Origin of the sequence: Solimonas fluminis (assembly GCF_002930645.1) — a bacterium.
In the GTDB taxonomy this organism is placed as follows: domain Bacteria; phylum Pseudomonadota; class Gammaproteobacteria; order Nevskiales; family Nevskiaceae; genus Solimonas_A; species Solimonas_A fluminis.
In genome coordinates this window covers 114709-132668 of the sequence record NZ_PSNW01000002.1, presented here as the reverse complement: position 1 = coordinate 132668, position 17960 = coordinate 114709, and the positions used below count along the sequence as shown (strand labels likewise).

Sequence of the window (17960 nt, the reverse complement as noted above, 5' to 3'; positions counted from 1 at the left end):
GCCCCCCCCGAATGGGGCGTGCGAAATCAAAAAAGGCGGCGTCCGCCGGGAGCGGACGCCGCCTCATGGTGCGCCGGATCAGCTCAGAACAGGTACTTCATCGTGAACGCGGCGAAGTCGCGGTCGGCATAGGGGCGCTTGCGGAAGTGCGGGTCGCCCAGGTAGGCGTTGTAGCTGACGCCCACGGTGAACTGCTGCAGGCGCGTGAAGTTGGCGCCGACGCTGGCGCGGCGGTCACCCTCGCCCATCAGCGAACCCAGGCCCGACAGCATCGAGGACTGGCCGTCGCCGATGCCCTGCCAGAACAGCGGAATCTGCAGGTCCCAGCCGTCGACGACGTTCTTGCGGTCGATCAGCACCAGCAGCGAGTAGCCCCAGGCATCGGTGTTGTAGGTCAGGTCGTTGGAGCAGTTGGTCGGGCCGCAGGCCTGGTCCACGTCCAGCACGTGGATGTAGCTGGCCTCGCCGACCAGGGTCAGCGCGTCCCAGAACAGCGCCGGGCCCATCGTGTAAAGGCCCGACAGCAGGCCCTGGGCGACGTCGCCGCGGCTCGGCGTGGGCACCGGGCCCAGCAGGCCGCCGTCCACGTCCACCAGCAGGTCGATGCCCTCGCGCAGGATCGCCTCGCCGCCCACGCTGACGCCGAACAGCGTCGTGGAGAAGCTCATGGCGGTCATGTCGATGCCGTCGAAGTAGCGGATGTTGTAGGTGGTGGGCACCTTCAGGCCCAGCGCCTGGGTGGTCAGCGGCGGCAGGCCGCCGCTGCCCGGCAGCAGGACGGCGTAGTCGTAGTTCTGCACCGGTGCCGGCGTGGTGTTGTGGTAGCGCAGGCGGTAGAGGCCGACATTGGTCTCCGGCGTCACCTGGTACTTCAGGCCCACGCCCCACTGGCCGTGGTCGCTGGGACGGATGTCGTGCTTGCGCTCCACGTTGATGTAGCGCGGCGTGTTCGGCTGCTGGATCGCGCCCAGCGGCAGGTTGAGGTCGGGCAGCAGCGGGTCCAGGCGATCCAGCAGGCCGCCGAGGAGCCCGGTCACGCCCTGGATCGGCAGGTTCAGGTTCAGCAGGTCGTTGAGCAGGTCGACGGTCTCGGGCAGGTCCGAGGACAGCAGGTTCAGGTCCGAGAGGTTGGCCAGGTACAGCGGGTTCTCGATGCCCCAGATGAATTGCGCGCCCGGGCCCACCACGTCGCTGACCGAGAAGAATTCGCCCACCGGATTCAGCTCGGTGGCCTTGTACTCCAGCTTGTACTGGCCCAGCAGGGTCCAGTCGCTGTTGAGCGCGAACTGCATCGACACCTGGTTGACCGGCAGCAGGATGCTTTTCACGTCGGCGCCCGGTACCGCGGCCTTGGTGGCGTCGGCCGGCGACTGTGCCAGCGCGATGCCGGAGAAGAACAGGCTCTCGCCCCAGGCTGCGATATGGCGGCCGATGCGCAGGTTCAGCGCGCCCGAATCGCCGACGTACCACGAACCGTAGGCATAGGCGTCCAGCAGGCGCGCGCGGCGGCCGTCGTAGAACGCCGCCTCGTCGGAGAACTCGTCGGCCCGGCCCACGTTGGGGAAGTTGTGCCGCCCCTCGGTGCGGTTCATCGTGTCCAGGGAGTCGTTGTCGTTGAAGCCGCGATAGACGCGATCGTAGAAGGCGTCGCCGCGCAGCAGCACGCCGTAGTCGTCGCGGCTGAGCTGCAGCTCGCCGAGGAAGGACACGCGGTTGTTGACGATGGAGCCGCGCTTGAAGTTGCGATCGCCGTCGTCGTAGTTGTGCGACTCGTTGAACTTGATGAAGTCCGGGATCGGGATCTTCGGGCTCGGTGGCGTGTTGATGATGCCGTCATGCGGCTTCTCGGTGCGTACCGCCAGGGCATAGCTGCCCTGCAGCTGGTAGCTGGCGTCCAGCCCGAACAGCTCGAAGGATCCGGCGGCGGCAGGGGCTGCCCAGCCGGCGGCCAGCAGCAGGGTGGCGGGCGCGGCAAGGCGCGGCGCGCGGGCAGGGGGACGGCTCGGCGACATCTCTTCCTCCATGGAACGCGCCGGTCCGCCGCGATTGTCGCGGCGGCCGGCGATTAATTGACCATGGGGATAGTTGCATCGCCCGTAGGATTTAACCTACTTAAATTGAAGTAGTTTTTCCCTGAGCGGTATTGCTAGGCGGACAGGCGGTTGCGGCTGGCCCCGGAAGAATGTGCGCTTGCGCAGGCCGCAGGACTCCCGGCTTCCGTGCGCGGCGGGAAGGCATCAGGATGGCGCCGTGCCCCTGGAGACCGCGATGTCCAAGACGAAAGCCTCCCTGAACTACCTCGACGCCGCGGCCCGCTGGTTCGGCCGCAGCCCGGACGACCTGGGCGAGGCGGAGCGCCGGGCGCTCGCCCATGCGGCCCGGCGCCAGGCGGCCACCGAGGATCCCAACCGCCTGCTCGACGAGCAGGCCCGCTTCGGCGAGCGCCTGGCGGACCGCGTGGCGGCCTTCGGCGGCTCCTGGCTGTTCATCAGCCTGTTCGCCTGCTTCCTGCTGGGCTGGGCGGTGCTCAATACCGAGATCCTGGGCAAGACCGCCTTCGATCCCTACCCCTACGTCTTCCTCAACCTGGTGCTGTCGATGCTGGCGGCCGTGCAGGCGCCCCTGATCCTGATGAGCCAGAACCGGCAGTCCGGCAAGGACCGCCAGATGGCCGCGCACGACTACGAGATCAACCTCAAGTCCGAGATCGAGATCATGGCCCTGCACGACAAGCTCGACGCCCTTCGCCTGGAGCAACTGGCCGAGCTGGTCGAGCGCCAGCAGAAGCAGATCGAGCTGCTGACGGAGATGCTGAGGAAATAGCGCCGCCGCTACTCCACCGTCACCGACTTCGCCAGGTTGCGCGGCCGGTCCACGTCGGTGCCGCGCAGCAGCGCCACATGGTAGGCCAGCAGCTGCAGTGCCACCGTGTAGCTCAGCGGCGCCAGCAGTTCGTCGGCCTCCGGCATCGCGATCACCTGCATGCCGGGGCCGTCCTCCATGCCGCAGGCGCGGTCGGCGAAGACATGGATGCGGCCGCCGCGGGCGGCGATCTCCTGCAGGTTGGATTGCAGCTTGTCGAGGCAGTCGTTGTGCGGCGCCAGCGCGATCACCGGCATGTGCTCGTCCACCAGCGCCAGCGGACCGTGCTTGAGCTCGCCGGCGGCGTAGGCCTCGGCATGGATGTAGGAGATCTCCTTGAGCTTCAGCGCGCCCTCCTGGGCCACCGGGTACATCGGTCCGCGCCCGACGAACAGCGCGTGGTTGTGCCGTGCGATCTGCCGCGCCAGCTTCTCGATCTGCGGCTCCAGCCGCAGCGCCGCTTCCACCGCGGCAGGGGCCCCGGCCAGGCGCCGCAGGATGCTGCCCTCGGCGCTGGCGATGGGTCCGTTGCGGCGCGACAGCAGGGCGGTGAGCAGCAGCAGGGCGCTGAGCTGCGTGGTGAAGGCCTTGGTGGAGGCCACGCCCAGTTCAGGGCCGGCGCGGGTCAGCAGGCCCAGGTCGGCTTCGCGCATCAATGAGCTCTCGGCGACGTTGCAGATCGCCAGCGTCGAGAGATAGCCGGATTCCTTGGCGTAGCGCAGCGCCGCCAGCGTGTCGGCCGTCTCCCCGGACTGGGAGATGCCGACGAACAGGCAGCCGCGCGGCACGGCCGGCAGGCGGTAGCGGAACTCGCTGGCCAGTTCGACGCTGCAGGGCAGGCCGGTCATCGCCTCCAGCCAGTAGCGCGCCACCAGTCCGGCGTGGTGGCTGGTGCCGCAGGCCACCAGATGGATGGCGCGGACGCGCTTCACCAGGCCGCGCGCATGGAAGCCCAGGCCATCTTCCAGCACGCGGGCTCCGGTATGGCGGTCCTGCAGGCTGTCGGCCAGCGCGCGCGGCTGCTCGTGGATCTCCTTGTGCATGTAGTGGCGGTAGGCGCCCTTGTCCACGTCTTCGCTGGACAGGGCCAGCTGCCGCGGCGGCCGCTGCGCCGGCGCGCCCTCCTGGTCGCGGATCGAGATCGCGCCGCGGCTCAGCTCGGCGACGTCGCCTTCTTCCAGGAAGACGAAGCGCCCGGTCACGGGCAGCAGGGCCGTGACGTCCGAGGCCACGTAATGGCCGTCTTCGCCGATGCCGATCACCAGCGGGCTGCCGCGGCGCGTCACCACCAGCGTCTCGGGGTCGGACACCGCCACCACGGCGACCGCATAGGCGCCCTTCAGCTCGGCGCTGGCGGCGCGCAGCGCCTCCACCAGCGGCTGGCGGTCCTGCAGGTGCCGGTGCACCAGGTGCGCGATCACCTCGGTGTCGGTGTCCGACAGAAAGACGTAGCCCTCGGCCTGCAGCGCGCGCTTGAGCTCGCGGTAGTTCTCGATGATGCCGTTGTGCACCACCGCGACCTCGCCGCGGGAGACGTGCGGGTGCGCGTTGCGCTCCGCCGGTTCGCCGTGCGTGGCCCAGCGCGTGTGGCCGATGCCCAGGCCGCCGCGGAGATCGACGCTGCCGAGGCGCCGCGCCAGTTCCGACACGCGGCCGACGCAGCGTTCCACGGCGACGCCGCGGCCGCCGTCCAGCAGGGCGAGGCCGGCGGAGTCGTAGCCGCGGTACTCCAGGCGCTGCAGGGCGTCCATCAGGACGGGGACGACATTGCGGTCTGCGACCGCGCCAACGAGTCCGCACATGGGAAATCTCCGGGTAGGGTTTCGGAAGAAGGATCAGGGAAAGGCGAGGCGGGGGCCGCGGCGCGGCAACGCCGGCGGTGGCAGCGACAGGCTGGCGACCAGGTCGGCCAGCCCGTCTTCCAGGCTGCGCCCGGCGACGACGCCCAGTTCCTGCTCCAGCCGCGTGGCGTCGCCGCAGGAGTCGCGGATGTCGCCCGCGCGTTCCGGCTCGAATTGCGGGCGGACGGCCGCCCCCAGGCAGTCGCCGAGCAGGCGCAGCAGCTCCAGCAGGTCGCTGCGGCGGCCGGTGGCGACGTTGCAGACCCCCTGGCAGCCGGCCTCCAGGGCCAGCGCGTTGGCGGTGGCCACGTCGCCGACATGCACGAAGTCACGCGTCTGCCGGCCGTCGCCGAACACGGTCGGGGCCTCGCCGGCGGACAGGCGCTCGACGAACCGCGAGATCACGCCGGAGTAGGGCGAGGACGGGTCCTGGCGCGGACCGTAGACGTTGAAGTAGCGCAGCCCCAGGCTGCTGGTGCCGTGCAGGCGCCGGTAGAGGTCGGCATAGAGCTCGTCGACGTATTTCTCCAGGCCGTAGGGGTTGGCCGGCCGCGCGGCGGCATCCTCGGCCAGCGGCAGCGAGCGCGGCTCGCCGTAGATCGCCGCCGAGGACGCATAGACCAGGCGCGGCACGCCGGCGTGCCGCAGCGCCTCCAGCACGTTGATGAAGCCCAGGACATTGCGGCGGGCCGAGGCCAGGGGTGCCTCGACCGAGCGCGCGGCCGAGACCTGCGCCGCCAGGTGGACGCAGCCCTCCACCCCGAGCATGGCGGAGTCCACCGTCTCGCGCTCCAGGATGCTGCCCACCCGCAGCTCCAGGCGCGGATGGCCCAGCGGCAGGTTTTCCGCCTTGCCGGTGGACAGGTCGTCGAGCACCCGCACGACACGGCCGCGCCGCAGCAGGGCCTCGACCGTGTGGGAGCCGATGAAGCCGGCGCCGCCGGTGACCAGGACGCGGCGCAGCCGCGCGTGTTTGCCGGAGTTGTTCATAGCGAGTCCTTGCCGTTGACCGAGGGTGGCGCCGCGGTGTCCGCGGCGAAGCGTTCGCGCAGCGCGCCGAAGGCGTGGTCGAGGCGGGCCACCACCTGCTTCGGCAGTGGCGCCTCGTTCCAGCCGTTGTCGAAGCGGACGCGGATCGGCAGTCCGTTGCTGATGCGGCCGTGCATGGCATTGCCGTCGACGAAGCGCATGCGCACCAGCACGCCGACCTGGTTGTCGCCGAAGCGCTGGCCGTAGCCGGTCGGCAGCTCGCGCGCCACCTCCGGTATCGCCGCGATCTGCGCGTCGCGTCGGCTGCCGTCCGGAAAGATGACGGTGCCGCGCTGGCCGTCGCGTGCGTAGCTCGCGTACTTCGGCGGCACGTAGGTATCGATGTGCAGCTCGCCGCCGACCGGCGCCAGCATCGCCACCTTGCCGCCCAGCGCGAGCTGGTCTCCGCTGACCACGGCCAGGTCGACGATGCGGCCGTCGCGCGGCGCGCGCACCAGCTGGCCTTCGAGCTGCTCCTCCAGCTTGGCCTGCTCCGCGCGCAGCGACAGCACGCGGGTGCGCAGCTCGGTGTTGGGTACGCTGGGCGGACGCTGGTTCTGCACCGCCATGGCCTGGTAGAGCTCGGCGATGCGCGCCGAGGCCTGCTGCTCCTCGCGCCGCGCCTCGGCCAGTTCGCCCTCGGTGGCGGCGCCCTCGTCCACGAGCTGCTGCAGCGAACTCATGCGCTGGTTCTGGTAGCTCTTCTGCTCGCGCGCGATCTCGATCTGGTCCTGCAGGTTCACCGTGGGGCCGGCCGGCGCACTGATGCTGGCGGGGATGCCCTGCAGCGCCTTGAGCTCGGCGCGGATCTGGCTGGCGCGCACCGCCAGTTCCGGGTTGTTGAGGCGCACGATCGGATCGCCCTCGGCGACCTCGTCGTAGGGCTTGACGTAGACCTCCTCGACGTAGCCCTGTGCCATGGTGCGCACGGTCAGCTGCTCCTGGGCGATCACGCCGGGGGCTTCCACCGCCACCGAGGACCACAGCGCCTTGCCGACGAAGTAGAGCAGCGGGCTGCTGACCACCAGCAGGATCAGGTACCAGCGCCAGCGCGCAAGGTGGCGCTTGCCCGGCGCATAGGGCACCTGGATGCCGCGGTCGCGGGCAGGGTCACCCTGCTCCGGCTTAACGAATCTCACTTTCATAGCCCATCCTCATCAGGTCTGCCCATGCCTGCACGACGATGCCGTCGGCGTTTGCCTGCGGCTGCAGCAGCTGCTGCAGCCGCTCCATCGAGTTCTCGAAGTCCGCGCGGCTCTTCCTTGCGTGGCTCTCGGTGGCGTCGAGCTGAGGCTCGACGCTCTGCGCCACGCGGAAGCGCAGTTGCGGTGCCGCCGCCAGGATCGGCTTGGCCACGCCGGCCACGTTCTCCGGCTTCGAGTTGAAGATCATCAGGGTCACGTCCTCGACGCCGGCTTCGCGCAGGCGCTCGGCCAGGCCCCAGTCCCGGTAGGGCGCATCGCGGAAATAGCGCGGATGCACGCTGATCGCGGTGGGCCAGGGCGAGGCCTTGGCGGCCGTGGTCATGCTCTTGACCCAGTTGTCGAACTGCTCGCGCGACAGCGGCTGCCGGTAGATCTGGTCCGGCTCGATATCCAGGTGCAGGCCGTCGAAGGGAAAATCCCAGAGGCCGGCGATCAGCTCCACCAGCTGCTCGCGCCCCTCGGGCTCGATCCAGGTCGGCTCGCCGAGCAGCAGCTCCACCTTCACCCCGCGCTTGCGCGCGTTCTGCAGGAAGCCGCTCAGGGGCGCCGGGCGCTGCCGCAGTTCGGCGATCTGGGCCGCGTCCAGCGACACCAGCAGGCGGTCGATCGACAGGCGCCGCAGGAACTTCCAGTAGCGCTCGCGGTTCTGCAGCCGGCTGAAGAGCTCGCGGCTGTCCCAGACGTAGACCGCCATGTCGTCGCCCTTGCCGCGCGACACCACGGCGCCGCGGCTGGCCGCGTGTCCGGCCGCGATCCCGGCCGCGTCCGGCACCGCCGCCGTCGTGTGCGCCACCGGCATGGCCTCGGGCGGCATGGCCGCGTCCATCGAGGCGGCCACCGGAATGGCGGCGCCGCCTTCCATGGCGCTGGCCAGCTGGAAGCGCGCCAGCGGCCTTGCCTCCACCGGCTTGAGCCAGCGCGAGGGATCGATGCCGACGTCCTTGCGCGCCGGCGGCAGCTCCGCGCGCAGCGGGACCGGCGCCGCCCCGGTGCCGCCGGTGTCGGTCTCCGGCGTGCGCGGCGCGGACTGCGAGCGGCTGCTGCCCAGCTGCTGCGTCACCGCGGCGATCGGTTCCGCCAGCCGCAGGCCCAGCGCGGCCTCGGGCAGCGGCGGGCGCCGCGGCGGCGTGGCGTCCTCGGCCACCGCCAGGGCATAGGCCCGCGCCTCGACATTGGCGATCCAGCCGCGCGTGCGGGCGTCGATCTCCGACAGGGCTGCGGCGTAGTAGGTCTGCAGGCGTCCGCCCAGGGCCTCGATCCCGTCCTCGGCGAAGACGCCGCTGCGGCGCAGGCGTTCGCGCAGGGCCTCGTGGGCGCCGCGGGTGCGTTCGCCCGCGGCGGCAGTCTCCTCCCGCAGCTGCGCCAGCTTGTCGCGCGCGCCGCTGATGTCGGCCACCAGTTCCTCCTGGCGCTGCCGGTAGCGCAGCGTCAGCGTCTCGGTTTCGGCGTTGAGGCGGTCGCGCTCGGCGCGGCGTGCGCTGCCCAGCGACAGCGGCGCGCTGAGGTTGACGCCGACGAAGGCGTTGCCGCCGGTTTCCGAGTTGGTGGTGTCGTGGACCGTGTTGGCGTTGACGTTGAAGGCGCCGTCGAGGCCGTACCAGCGGCTGTCCTTGAGCTGGCGCTGCAGGGTTTCGCGCTGCAGCTGCAGTGCCGCCAGGTCGGGGTGCCGCTGCAGCGCCGGTCCGGCCGGCAGGTCGATCTCGTCCGGCAACTCGGTGGCGCGGGCCTCCAGTTCCGCCAGCTTGCGCCCGGTCAGGCGCTCCAGCCGCGCGCGCGCGGCATTGCGCTGCGCCAGCAGTTGCGCACGGTCGCTGCGCGCGCGGGCATAGCCGGCACCGGCGTCGATCAGCTGCGAGCCCAGCATCATCCGCTTGTCCTGGCGCTGCTGCAGGCGCGGCAGCAGCAGCGGCTCGCTCTCCAGGTAGCTGTCCACCACGCGCAGGCCCTCCTGAGCGCCCCAGTAGCGGGCGTACTGCGCCTCCAGCTCCAGCTGCGCCAGGCGCCTGGCCGCCTCCAGGCGCAGCTTCTTCTCGTCCGCCTTGCCGCTGGACAGGCCGATGGCGCGCGCCTGCTTCTCGGAGGAGCCGAACAGCGGATAGGCCAGGCCGAGCTGCGCCTGGGCCGCCTGGTAGGAGATCGATCGGCCCTCGTCGACCACGTCCTGGATATGCCCGTAGCCGGCCGCGCCAGTCATGCGCCAGCCCTTCTCGGCGCGGTCCCGCTTCAGTTCGCTGCCGGCGGCATTGAGCTCCGACTCCGCCTGCAGCACGCTGGCGGCCTTGTCGGTATCGCCAAGCAGGTTCTCGAGCAGCAGTTCCTCGGCCCGTGCCGGGGCGCCGGCGAGCAATGCCAGCAGGGTCGTGGTGGTCAGCAGGCGTCTCATCGGGGGCCTCCCTGGCGGATGACCCACCACGGCCCCATCGGGGAATCCTGGTGGGCGCGGTTGAACCATTCGTGGAACGTGGCGACGACGCTCCAGACACGCGCCGACACCATGAACAGCGGCATCAGCGGCAGCACCCAGAGATACGGCGCGTCCTGCGCGGGGCGTTCGGACAGCAATGCCAGGAACAGCAGGAACTGCAGCACCGTGATGGCCAGGTAGAAGCAGTAGACCAGCAGCATCGTGCCGATGAAGAACGGCACCGGCTGGAAGACCAGCATCCAGGCCAGGAAGCCCACCTGCAGCATCGGCAGGAAGATCTGGAACAGCAGGCCGTACCAGGTATTGGCGATGAAGTTGCGCCAGCCGATCATCGGCGAGAAGGCATGCCAGTGCTTGCGGAAGTAGACGTAGGACAGGTCGCCATCCCAGCGCAGGCGCTGCTTGTAGAACATGGAGAAGGTGTCCGGCACCTCGGTGTGCGCCACGGCACCGGGGGCGAACACCAGCTTCAGCTCCGGGTGCCGGCGCAGGTACTGCTTGACGCGCAGCGTCAGGTCCAGGTCCTCGCCGGTGCCGGTATTCCAGCCGCCGACATGATCGAGGATCGACTTGCGGTAGATCATGAAGGCGCCGGGCAGGTTGTTGATCAGGTTCCACTCGGCCAGGCCGACCTTGCCCAGGTAGATCGCCAGCATGTACTCCACCGCCTGCAGCCGCGTGATCAGCGCCTTGCGGCCGTTGCGCGCGCGCAGCGGGCCGGTGGCGGCGACGACGTTGGGATTGGCGAAGGGCTTGATCGCATGCGCCACCATCTCGTTGTCGAAGGACGTATCGGCGTCCAGCGCCATCACGATCTCGCCGGTGGCGTAGAGCAGGCCGGTGTTGGTGGCGGAGACGCGGCCGCCGCGCTGCGGCTTGGGGATGAAGCGCACCGAGCGGTTGTGGCGCCCGCCGAACTGCGGCACCAGTTCCTTGATCGCGTCGTAGGTGGCGCGGTTGGCGACGGCGCCATCGAGCACCAGCAGCAGCTCGATGTGCCCGGGATAGATCTGCTCCAGCAGCGAGCGCACCGAATACTGCACGTCGCGGCCCTCGGCATAGGCGTTGCAGATGCAGGTCACGCGAGGGTAGTAGGGGATCTCCGCCGGTGGATCGCTGTGGCGCCGCCACAGGTAGTGCATCACGCCCAGCCAGGTCAGCAGGTACAGCGGCATCTCCAGCAGCAGCGCAAAGGGCGCGAACTTCAGCGCCAGCGTCTGGGCATCGCCGCTGACCATCGCCAGGAACACGGCGAGGCCGGAGGCCAGGTTGTCGAACAGGGCATCCATCTCAGGCGGCCACCCGCGCTTCCGCGGGGCCTCCCAGCCGTTGTTCCAGCCGCGCCAGCAGGCGGCCTGCATCGGTGTCCGCGGAGTCGGGGGACATCTCCGCCATCCCCCACTGGGGGCCGATGCCCTCCGGCTGCAGCGCGCGCTGCTGCAGTTCGCCCAGCTGCCGCTCCAGCTGCTTCAGGCGCTTGCGGTCGGCGCCCGGCAGCAGCAGGCACAGGGTTTCCTGGTCCAGGCGGCAACCGAGATCGGCCTCGGCCAGCAGCTCGCGCAGGCGCTCGGCGAAGCTGTCCAGAAGCTGCGCACAGCGGCCGCCGCCGAGTGCCGCCGCCAGCTCGCGGCCGTTGCGCAGGCGCAGACCCACCAGGGCCAGGCGCGTGCCCTGGCTGCGGCCGATCTTCAGCAGCCAGTCGAGGCTGTGCAGGAAGTGCCCGCGGGTGGCGTAGTGCTGGGTATCGAACAGCGCCGGCGACTGCGCCTGGCTGCGGCCCTGCGCCACCAGGCAGCCGAGGCTGCTGAGGCGCCAGGACCACAGCTTGTGCAGCCGCAGGGCCGTGGGTGCCATCGAGTGATCGCAGATCGCGCAATGGGCCACCACCTCGCCTTCGACGAATACATGCTGGCAGCTGCCGCAGGCCGTGGTCTCCAGCGGGCGGTCGTAGTCGGTGCCGATATGGCGCAGGTGGCTGCCGCACTTCGGGCAGCAGCGGCCGCCGCCGTGCGTGAAGCGGTCTTCCGGCGCGACCAGGCCGCAGGTGAAGCAGTGCAGGGCGGCATGCTGGTCGATGTCGATGGAGCGGCAGCTCGGGCAGACGTCGATGAAGCGCAGGTGCGCGCTGCCGCAGAAGTCGCACTCGCGCTGGCGCGCGCGCAGCTCGCCGCGGGTCAGCAGGCCATCGCGGTCCAGCTGCTGCAGCCAGTCCTGCGGGTCGGCATCGCCGCGTTCCAGCGCATCGAGCAACGGATAGTGGTACAGCCGGGGATGCCGCCAGTCGGCGCGCGGTTCCAGCACCGCGCCAGGCCGCAGCCACAGGTATTCCAGCAGCAGCGCGGCCGGGCTGCGGTCGTCATCCTTGCCGCGGATGGCCTGGGCCCGTGCCGCACTGGCGTCGATGCGTTCGGTGAGCGCCGTGACGCTGTCCGGCAGCGGTCCATCGCCGATCGCCGCATCGGTGTCGGAGACGGCGCCTTCCACGAAGACCAGCCGCGCGGCGTGATCGGGGTCCCTGCGGACCTGCCGCAGCCAGTCGCCGGTGGCCGCGGCGTCGGTGCAGCGGATGATGAACGCTGCCGGCTTGAGGCCGGATTCGCGGAACTCGCGGTAGTCGTCGAAGCAGTGCGCGACACGACCGGCCAGCAGCAGGCGTCCTCCATCCGGTCGTCGGGGGGCAAGTATCGCGATGTCGTTGCTGGTCACGGTCAGCCTCTCCTGTCCTTGGAAAGCCGTTCATGGGGACACGGCACGCCCGTCCTGGGCTTGAGGTGAACAGGGCAACGGCCGTGCCATGGCCGTGGCAATCGAGATCAAACAAGCACTTGGCCCGCACCGGGGCGAGGCTGGAGCCGCGGCGGGCCCACGCGCCGTCGCGTAAGCGTCGCCGAATCCCGACAGCCCGGCGGCGCTTGCCGCGCAAACCCTCGCCGGCACGCGCTTTTCCGTCCGTCGCCGATCGCAGACGCGGAGCGCCGCGAGGCCCGGGGAACTGTTGCCAGCCGGCACCAGTCACAAGGCTGTGGCGCAAGGATGTCGCCACCTGCTTCCAAGGACCGGATGTGCCGTCGATGCGCCTGCCGCTGCCCCGGACGATGACCGTGCTGGTAACCACCGGCTGCGTGTTCGTGGCTCTGCCGCTGCTGGCCGCGCTGGCGCTGGCGGACCTGGCGCTGCAGCGCCATGCGCGGCAGGCTGACCGCCTGATGCAGGAGAGCATGACCCTGGCGCTGCTGGGCAGCGACCTGCGCGACAACCTCAGCCAGCTGGAACGCAATGCCCGCCAGTACGTGGCGCTCGGCGATCCGGCCTTGCTGGAACTCTTCGCCAGCCGCCTGGCGGACATCGACGCCACGCTGGACCGCCTGGAGCGGCAGCGGCAGGAGCCGGAGGACGAGCGCCTGGGCGTGCCCCTGGCGCGCCTGCGCCAGGGACTGGCCGAGGCCGCCAGCGCCTGGTCGCGCAGCATCGGCTCGGAGGCGCCGCTGGCGGAGGTCGTCACGCGCCTGCACACCCTGTCCTACGACATCGATCCCATCGTCACCGAGGCGCGGCGACAGGCCGACGAGCGCATCGCGCAGCTGCGCCGCGAGGCCGCGGAGGCGCGGCGCACCATGCTGTGGCTGGCACTGGCCCTGGTGCCAATGACCGCCCTGCTGGCGGTGTGCTTCTCCATCGCCGTGTCGCGGCCCCTGCGCAGCATGGCGCGCGGTGTCGCGGAGATGGGGCACTCGCGCTACCAGAAGCCCATCGCCGTGGAGTTCCCGCTGGAGCTCAAGAAGCTGGCCGAGCGGCTCGACTGGCTGCGCCTGCGCCTGGCGCAGCTGGCTGCCGACAAGGACCGCTTCCTGAGGCACGTCTCGCACGAGCTGAAGACCCCGCTGGCCAGCATCAGCGAGGGCGCGGCGCTGATGCGCGAGGGGTCGCTGGGCGAGCTGACGCCGCGCCAGGCCGAGGTGGCGGCGATCCTGACGGAGTCTTCCGAGGACCTCGAGAAGCTGATCGACAACCTGCTGGCCTATGCCGAGTGGCGCAACGACCGCGTCGAGGCCTCCATGGAGTGGTTCGACGCCGCGCCGCTGCTGGCGGAGGTGATCGCGGCCCATCGCCTGCCGCTGGCGCGCCGCGGCCTCCAGGCCTCCGTGGAACTGTCCTCGCCGCGCCTCCATGGCCAGCGGGCGCAGCTGCGCACGGCCCTGGACAACCTGCTGACCAATGCCATCAAGCACGCGCCGGCGGGAAGCACCATCGACCTGGCCGCCGGCATGCGCGGAGGCCGCTGCGAACTGCAGGTGCGAGACCGCGGGCGCGGCGTGGTGGAGGCGGAGAAGGAAAAGATTTTCGAGCCGTTCGTGCGCGGCGGCGAGTCGGAGGAATCCGGCATTCCCGGCACGGGCGTTGGGCTGTCGATCGTGCGCGAGACCGCGCAGGCGCACAGCGGAATCGTGGAGGTGGCGGATGCCTGCCCTGGTGCGCGTTTCAGCATGGTTTGGCCTGCTCCTGCTGTGTAGCCTCTCGGGCTGCGCCAGCATGGAGCCGATGTCCTGGCGGCTGCCGATCGGCGGCCCCGGGCCGGAGCCGGTGGAATTCCTGGCCGACGCCCTTGCGGCCAGCCCGGCCCGGCGCGAGTCCCTGTGGCAAGAGCTGCGCACGGCCGATCCCGGCACCGACCAGAAGCTGCGCGTGGCGCTGATGCAGAGCGTGCCGGATCACTCCGGCTACAACCGCGCCGTGGCGCAGAAGCGCCTGCGCAAGCTGCTGTCCCAGCACCTCAGCCCCGGCCAGCGCGCCGCGGCCCAGGTGCGCCTGAGCGAACTCGACAGCGCCAGCCAATGCCAGGTGGAAGTGCAGAGCCTGCGCCAGCGCATGGCGGCGGTCGTCGAGATCGAACGCCGTCTCAATGGAGGACGATGATGCTGAATCCCAGAACCGCCGAGCGGCCGATCCTGCTGGTGGACGACGATACGCGCCTGCTGCGCCTGCTGGCGCTGCGGCTGGAAAGCGAGGGCTATGCGGTGGCCGTGGCCAGCAGCGCGCCGGAGGCCCTGCAGCGGCTCGGCGAGCTGCGGCCGCAGTTCGTGCTGGCCGACCTGCGCCTGCCCGACATCGACGGCTTCGAGCTGCTGTCGCGCATCCAGGGACACAGCCCCGGCCTGCCGGTGGCGATTCTCACGGCGCATGGCGACATCCCGGACGCGGTGAGGGCGACGCAGGCGGGCGCGGTGGATTTCCTCACCAAGCCGGTGGACCGGGAGCGCCTGCTGAGCTGCATCCGCACCCATCTCGGCGGCGGCACGGCCCCGGGCGATGACGACTGGCGCAGCGGCGTCATCACGCGCAGCCCGGTGATGGAAGCCCTGCTGGACGATGCCGGGCGCGTCGCGCGCATGGATTCCGCGGTGCTGCTCACCGGCGCCAGCGGCAGCGGCAAGGAAGTGCTGGCCCGCGCCATCCACCGCGCCAGCCGCCGCGCCGCGCGGCCCTTCGTGGCGATCAACTGCACCGCGGTGCCGGCGGAACTGCTGGAGTCCGAACTGTTCGGCCACCGCCGGGGTGCCTTCACCGGAGCGCATGCCGACCAGCCGGGCCTGTTCCGCGCCGCCGATGGCGGCACGGTGTTCCTCGACGAGATCGGCGACATGCCCTTGCCCCTGCAGGCCAAGCTGCTGCGCGTGCTGCAGGAGCGCGAGGTGCGCCCGGTGGGCGAGACGCGCACCCTGCCGGTGGACGTGCGCGTACTGTCGGCCACCCATGCCGACCTCGAGGAGCGCGTCGCCGACGGCCGCTTCCGCGAGGACCTGTTCTACCGGCTCAATGTCGTGCGCCTGCAGCTGCCCGCGCTGGAACAGCGCCGCGAGGACATCCCGCTGCTGGTGCAGCACCGCCTGGCGCAGCTGGCGCAGGCCGGGGCGCCGCGGCGCCTGTACTCGGCGGAGGCGATGGAGGCGCTGGTCGCCGCGCCCTGGCCCGGCAACGTGCGGCAGCTCTTCAACGTGGTGGAGCGCAACGTCGCGCTGGCACCGGGCCGCGTCATCGGAGCCGCGCTGGTCCGCGCCTCGCTGGGCAAGCGCAGCATCGGCCTGGCCTCCTTCGACGAGGCGCGCGCCGAGTTCACGCGCAACTACCTGCGGCAGATGCTGGAACTGGCGGGCGGCAACATCAGCCGCGCGGCCCGGCTGGCCGGGCGCAACCGCACCGACTTCTACAAGCTGCTGAGCCGTTACAGCGTCGATCCCCGCCCAGGGCGGCGGCAGGACGGGCCGCCGCCGGCCGCCGGCTAGGGCCTGTTAACACTACGGCCGTCGGTGCGATGCCACCAGATTTGCCGCCAGGCAAGGCGCGAGGAGGTCGCTTATCGGGAATAAGAGACCGAGGAGCAACACCGCATGGCGGCAAATCTGGTGGCACCCGGAGGGCGGGACCGTTTTGGCGCAGGGCGTTGTCCCGCCCCGCTGATGTACGTCCAGTACACGGCGCGTGCCGGGACTTAGCCCTGCGCCAAAACGGTCTCCGTCGCACCGACGGCCGTAGTGTTAACAGGCCCTAGGGCATGTTGTACTGCTTGCGCTTGCGATACAGCGTGGAGCTGTCGATTCCCAGCGTGCGCGCCGCCGACTCCATCGTCGGCGAGATCGCCAGCAGCGCCTGGATATGGGCCTGTTCCAGTTCCTGCAGGCTTACCGGGTCGCCCACGCGCAGGCCGCCGCCCAGGCCGCGTGCGTTGTTGGAGAAGGGCAGGTGCTCGGGGCCCACGGCCTCGCCCTGGCACAGGATCACCGCGCGTTCCACCACGTTGCGCAGTTCGCGCAGGTTGCCGGGCCAGTCGTAGGCCACCAGCAGGGACGTCGCCGCCTCGCCGAAGCGGCGCGCCGGGCGGTCGTACTGCCGCACGAACTTCTCCAGCAGGTGCGTGGCCAGCCGCGCGATGTCCTCCCGGCGCTCCCGCAGCGAAGGCATCGTCAGCGTGACCACGTTGAGGCGGTAGTAGAGGTCCTCGCGGAAGCGGCCGTCCGTCACCATTGCCCGCAGGTCGTGGTTGGTGGCGGCGATCACACGCACGTCGGCCTTGCGCGTGTGGGGATCGCCCACGCGCTCGTACTCGCGCTCCTGGATGAAGCGCAGCAGCTTCGGCTGCAGCGCCGACGGCATGTCGCCGATCTCGTCGAGGAACAGCGTGCCGCCGTCGGCCACCTGCACGCGTCCCTGGCGGTTGTCGGTGGCGCCGGTGAAGGCTCCGCGCACGTGGCCGAACAGCTCGCTGGCCAGCAGCTCCGCCGACAGCGAAGGGCAGCTGACGGTGGCGAAATTGTTCTTCGAGCGCGCGCTCCAGTCATGGATCGCGCGCGCCAGCACGTTCTTGCCGACGCCGCTCTCGCCCAGGATCAGCACGGTCGCGTCGGTGGACGCCACCTGCCGGGCGACCTCGTAGGTGGCCAGCAGCTGCGGATTGCGCGTTTCCAGGTCGATCTCGGAGCGGCCGTCGTCGGCATTCTTCTCCAGCGCCTCGATGCGCTTCTCCAGCCGGCGTGCCTCGGCCTGCTGCGCTACGGCATGCACCAGTTCGTCGGGAGAGCAGGGCTTCACCAGGTAGTCGCTGGCGCCGGTGCGCAGGGCGTTGACCGCGAGCGTCGCGTCGTTGAGCGCGGTGGCCATCACCACGCGCATCCAGGGCGCCGCCTCGCGCAGCCGCGGCAGCAGGTCCATGCCGGAGTCCTCGCCCAGGTTCACGTCCAGCAGGCAGATGTCGAACACCGCGCGCGCCAGCGCGGCTTCCGCCTCCGCCGAGGACTGCGCGGTCTCGATACGGTAGCCGACCTCGTCCAGGGCACGCCGGAAATTGCGCAGCATCGCCGGGTCGTCGTCCACCAGCAGCACGCCGATCGGCTGCACATCCTGACGGTCGCTCATGGGCGGGCTCCTTGCCTGCAAGCTGCACGAATGGACTTTACCGGGCCCTGCAAGGCGCCGGAACCGCGGCCGTGGCTTCCAGCCACCTGATTGATTCCAGGGAAGTTTCCAGATGGCACGCGGCTTGGTACCTGGATGCTGTCGTACCCGCTCCAACCGAGGAGGAGAAATTCCATGCTCTACTACTCCATTGTTTTTCTGGTTATCGCGCTCATCGCGGCGGCGCTGGGCTTCGGCGGCATCGCCGGCACCGCCACCGGCATCGCCAAGCTGCTGTTCCTGGTGTTCCTGGTGCTGTTCGTCATCTCGCTGGTGCTGGGTCGCCGCCCGCCGGCCACCTGAGCAGCCTCCCTGCATTCTGACCGACAGCCTGCCGGGTCGGTTCCTGCCTCTCCCTGACCGGCGAAATCCCGCACACCTTCCGGTGTGCGGGATTTTTCCTGCCCCGGCCGTCAGTGCCTGGGCAAGCGCTGCTCGAAGTCGCGGATCTCGGCGGCGGCCTTGTCCTTGGCCAGGCCGTAGCGTTCCTGCAGCTTGCCCTCCAGCACGTCGCGCTTGCCCTCGATCAGGGTGAGGTCGTCGTCGGTGAGCTTGCCCCACTTCTGCTTGACCTCGCCCTTCAACTGCTTCCACTGGCTCTTGATGATGTCCTGGTTCATGTCGTCACTCCTTCCTTGAAGTTGATGAAAC

General features: G+C 70.3%; 14 protein-coding genes. 5 read left to right on the top strand and 9 right to left on the bottom strand.

From position 1 onward, the window contains the following. Positions 1-83: 83 nt before the first annotated feature. Entirely contained in the window at positions 84-2012 is a 1929-nt protein-coding gene (locus C3942_RS04345) for a DUF1302 domain-containing protein (RefSeq protein ID WP_165797317.1), read from the bottom strand. A 256-nt stretch (positions 2013-2268) separates the two neighbouring features. On the opposite strand from C3942_RS04345, the gene C3942_RS04340 reads away from it, so the two are divergent. After that, positions 2269-2823, top strand: coding sequence for a DUF1003 domain-containing protein (locus C3942_RS04340; protein ID WP_104229140.1), 555 nt, complete (start codon positions 2269-2271; stop codon positions 2821-2823). A gap of 8 nt (positions 2824-2831) precedes the next feature. Here C3942_RS04340 and glmS read toward each other — a convergent pair whose 3' ends face one another. From glmS to C3942_RS04310, 6 genes are read right to left on the bottom strand one after another with little or no spacing between them, the layout of a single operon-like run. Further along, entirely contained in the window at positions 2832-4664 is a 1833-nt protein-coding gene (gene glmS / locus C3942_RS04335; RefSeq protein ID WP_104229139.1) for a glutamine--fructose-6-phosphate transaminase (isomerizing), read from the bottom strand. Between the two features lie 33 nt (positions 4665-4697). Beyond that, positions 4698-5693 carry an NAD-dependent epimerase/dehydratase family protein gene (locus tag C3942_RS04330; protein WP_104229138.1) on the bottom strand — a complete coding sequence of 332 codons (996 nt, stop codon included), beginning with the start codon at positions 5691-5693 and terminating at the stop codon, positions 4698-4700. Further along, the gene (locus C3942_RS04325) at positions 5690-6877 is read right to left on the bottom strand and encodes an HlyD family secretion protein (protein ID WP_104229137.1); all 1188 of its coding nucleotides are present in this window, start codon (positions 6875-6877) and stop codon (positions 5690-5692) included. The genes C3942_RS04330 and C3942_RS04325 overlap by 4 nt, the downstream gene beginning before the upstream one ends. Beyond that, positions 6858-9320, bottom strand: a complete 2463-nt coding sequence (locus C3942_RS04320) for a TolC family protein (RefSeq protein ID WP_165797316.1) — start codon at positions 9318-9320, stop codon at positions 6858-6860. The genes C3942_RS04325 and C3942_RS04320 overlap by 20 nt, the downstream gene beginning before the upstream one ends. Next, the gene (locus C3942_RS04315; protein WP_165797315.1) at positions 9317-10651 is read right to left on the bottom strand and encodes a glycosyltransferase family 2 protein; all 1335 of its coding nucleotides are present in this window, start codon (positions 10649-10651) and stop codon (positions 9317-9319) included. The genes C3942_RS04320 and C3942_RS04315 overlap by 4 nt, the downstream gene beginning before the upstream one ends. 1 nt (position 10652) lies before the next feature. Further along, a complete protein-coding gene (locus C3942_RS04310; RefSeq protein ID WP_104229134.1) occupies positions 10653-12068 on the bottom strand; it encodes a TackOD1 domain-containing metal-binding protein in 1416 nt (471 codons plus the stop codon). Between the two features lie 365 nt (positions 12069-12433). On the opposite strand from C3942_RS04310, the gene C3942_RS04305 reads away from it, so the two are divergent. Genes C3942_RS04305 through C3942_RS04295 form a run of 3 tightly spaced genes read left to right on the top strand, consistent with a single transcriptional unit; the run spans position 12434 to position 15643 of the window. Next, a complete protein-coding gene (locus C3942_RS04305) occupies positions 12434-13873 on the top strand; it encodes a sensor histidine kinase (RefSeq protein WP_104229133.1) in 1440 nt (479 codons plus the stop codon). Positions 13874-13901: 28 nt separating this feature from the next. After that, a complete protein-coding gene (locus C3942_RS04300; RefSeq protein ID WP_104229132.1) occupies positions 13902-14276 on the top strand; it encodes a hypothetical protein in 375 nt (124 codons plus the stop codon). Next, positions 14276-15643: a sigma 54-interacting transcriptional regulator gene (locus tag C3942_RS04295; protein ID WP_104229131.1), complete on the top strand. Its 1368-nt coding sequence runs from the start codon at positions 14276-14278 to the stop codon at positions 15641-15643. The genes C3942_RS04300 and C3942_RS04295 overlap by 1 nt, the downstream gene beginning before the upstream one ends. A 262-nt stretch (positions 15644-15905) precedes the next feature. On the opposite strand, the gene C3942_RS04290 is transcribed toward C3942_RS04295, so the two are convergent. Further along, positions 15906-17270, bottom strand: a complete 1365-nt coding sequence (locus tag C3942_RS04290) for a sigma-54-dependent transcriptional regulator (protein WP_104229130.1) — start codon at positions 17268-17270, stop codon at positions 15906-15908. A 174-nt stretch (positions 17271-17444) separates the two neighbouring features. Here C3942_RS04290 and C3942_RS04285 point away from each other — a divergent pair, with 174 nt between their 5' ends. Further along, entirely contained in the window at positions 17445-17612 is a 168-nt protein-coding gene (locus tag C3942_RS04285) for a DUF1328 domain-containing protein (protein WP_104229129.1), read from the top strand. 110 nt (positions 17613-17722) lie between these two features. Here C3942_RS04285 and C3942_RS04280 read toward each other — a convergent pair whose 3' ends face one another. Next, entirely contained in the window at positions 17723-17929 is a 207-nt protein-coding gene (locus C3942_RS04280; protein WP_104229128.1) for a CsbD family protein, read from the bottom strand. Between the last annotated feature and the right edge of the window lie 31 nt (positions 17930-17960).

Bases quoted from the DNA above. Each gene is read 5' to 3' on its own strand.
- C3942_RS04315 (WP_165797315.1), bottom strand. From the start codon at position 10,651: ATGGATGCCCTGTTCGACAACCTGGCCTCCGGCCTCGCCGTGTTCCTG.
- C3942_RS04280 (WP_104229128.1), bottom strand. From the start codon at position 17,929: ATGAACCAGGACATCATCAAGAGCCAGTGGAAGCAGTTGAAGGGCGAG.
- C3942_RS04305 (WP_104229133.1), top strand. From the start codon at position 12,434: ATGCGCCTGCCGCTGCCCCGGACGATGACCGTGCTGGTAACCACCGGC.
- C3942_RS04300 (WP_104229132.1), top strand. From the start codon at position 13,902: ATGTCCTGGCGGCTGCCGATCGGCGGCCCCGGGCCGGAGCCGGTGGAA.
- C3942_RS04345 (WP_165797317.1), bottom strand. From the start codon at position 2,012: ATGTCGCCGAGCCGTCCCCCTGCCCGCGCGCCGCGCCTTGCCGCGCCC.
- C3942_RS04340 (WP_104229140.1), top strand. From the start codon at position 2,269: ATGTCCAAGACGAAAGCCTCCCTGAACTACCTCGACGCCGCGGCCCGC.
- C3942_RS04295 (WP_104229131.1), top strand. From the start codon at position 14,276: ATGCTGAATCCCAGAACCGCCGAGCGGCCGATCCTGCTGGTGGACGAC.
- C3942_RS04290 (WP_104229130.1), bottom strand. From the start codon at position 17,270: ATGAGCGACCGTCAGGATGTGCAGCCGATCGGCGTGCTGCTGGTGGAC.
- C3942_RS04320 (WP_165797316.1), bottom strand. From the start codon at position 9,320: ATGAGACGCCTGCTGACCACCACGACCCTGCTGGCATTGCTCGCCGGC.
- C3942_RS04330 (WP_104229138.1), bottom strand. From the start codon at position 5,693: ATGAACAACTCCGGCAAACACGCGCGGCTGCGCCGCGTCCTGGTCACC.
- glmS (WP_104229139.1), bottom strand. From the start codon at position 4,664: ATGTGCGGACTCGTTGGCGCGGTCGCAGACCGCAATGTCGTCCCCGTC.
- C3942_RS04325 (WP_104229137.1), bottom strand. From the start codon at position 6,877: ATGAAAGTGAGATTCGTTAAGCCGGAGCAGGGTGACCCTGCCCGCGAC.
- C3942_RS04285 (WP_104229129.1), top strand. From the start codon at position 17,445: ATGCTCTACTACTCCATTGTTTTTCTGGTTATCGCGCTCATCGCGGCG.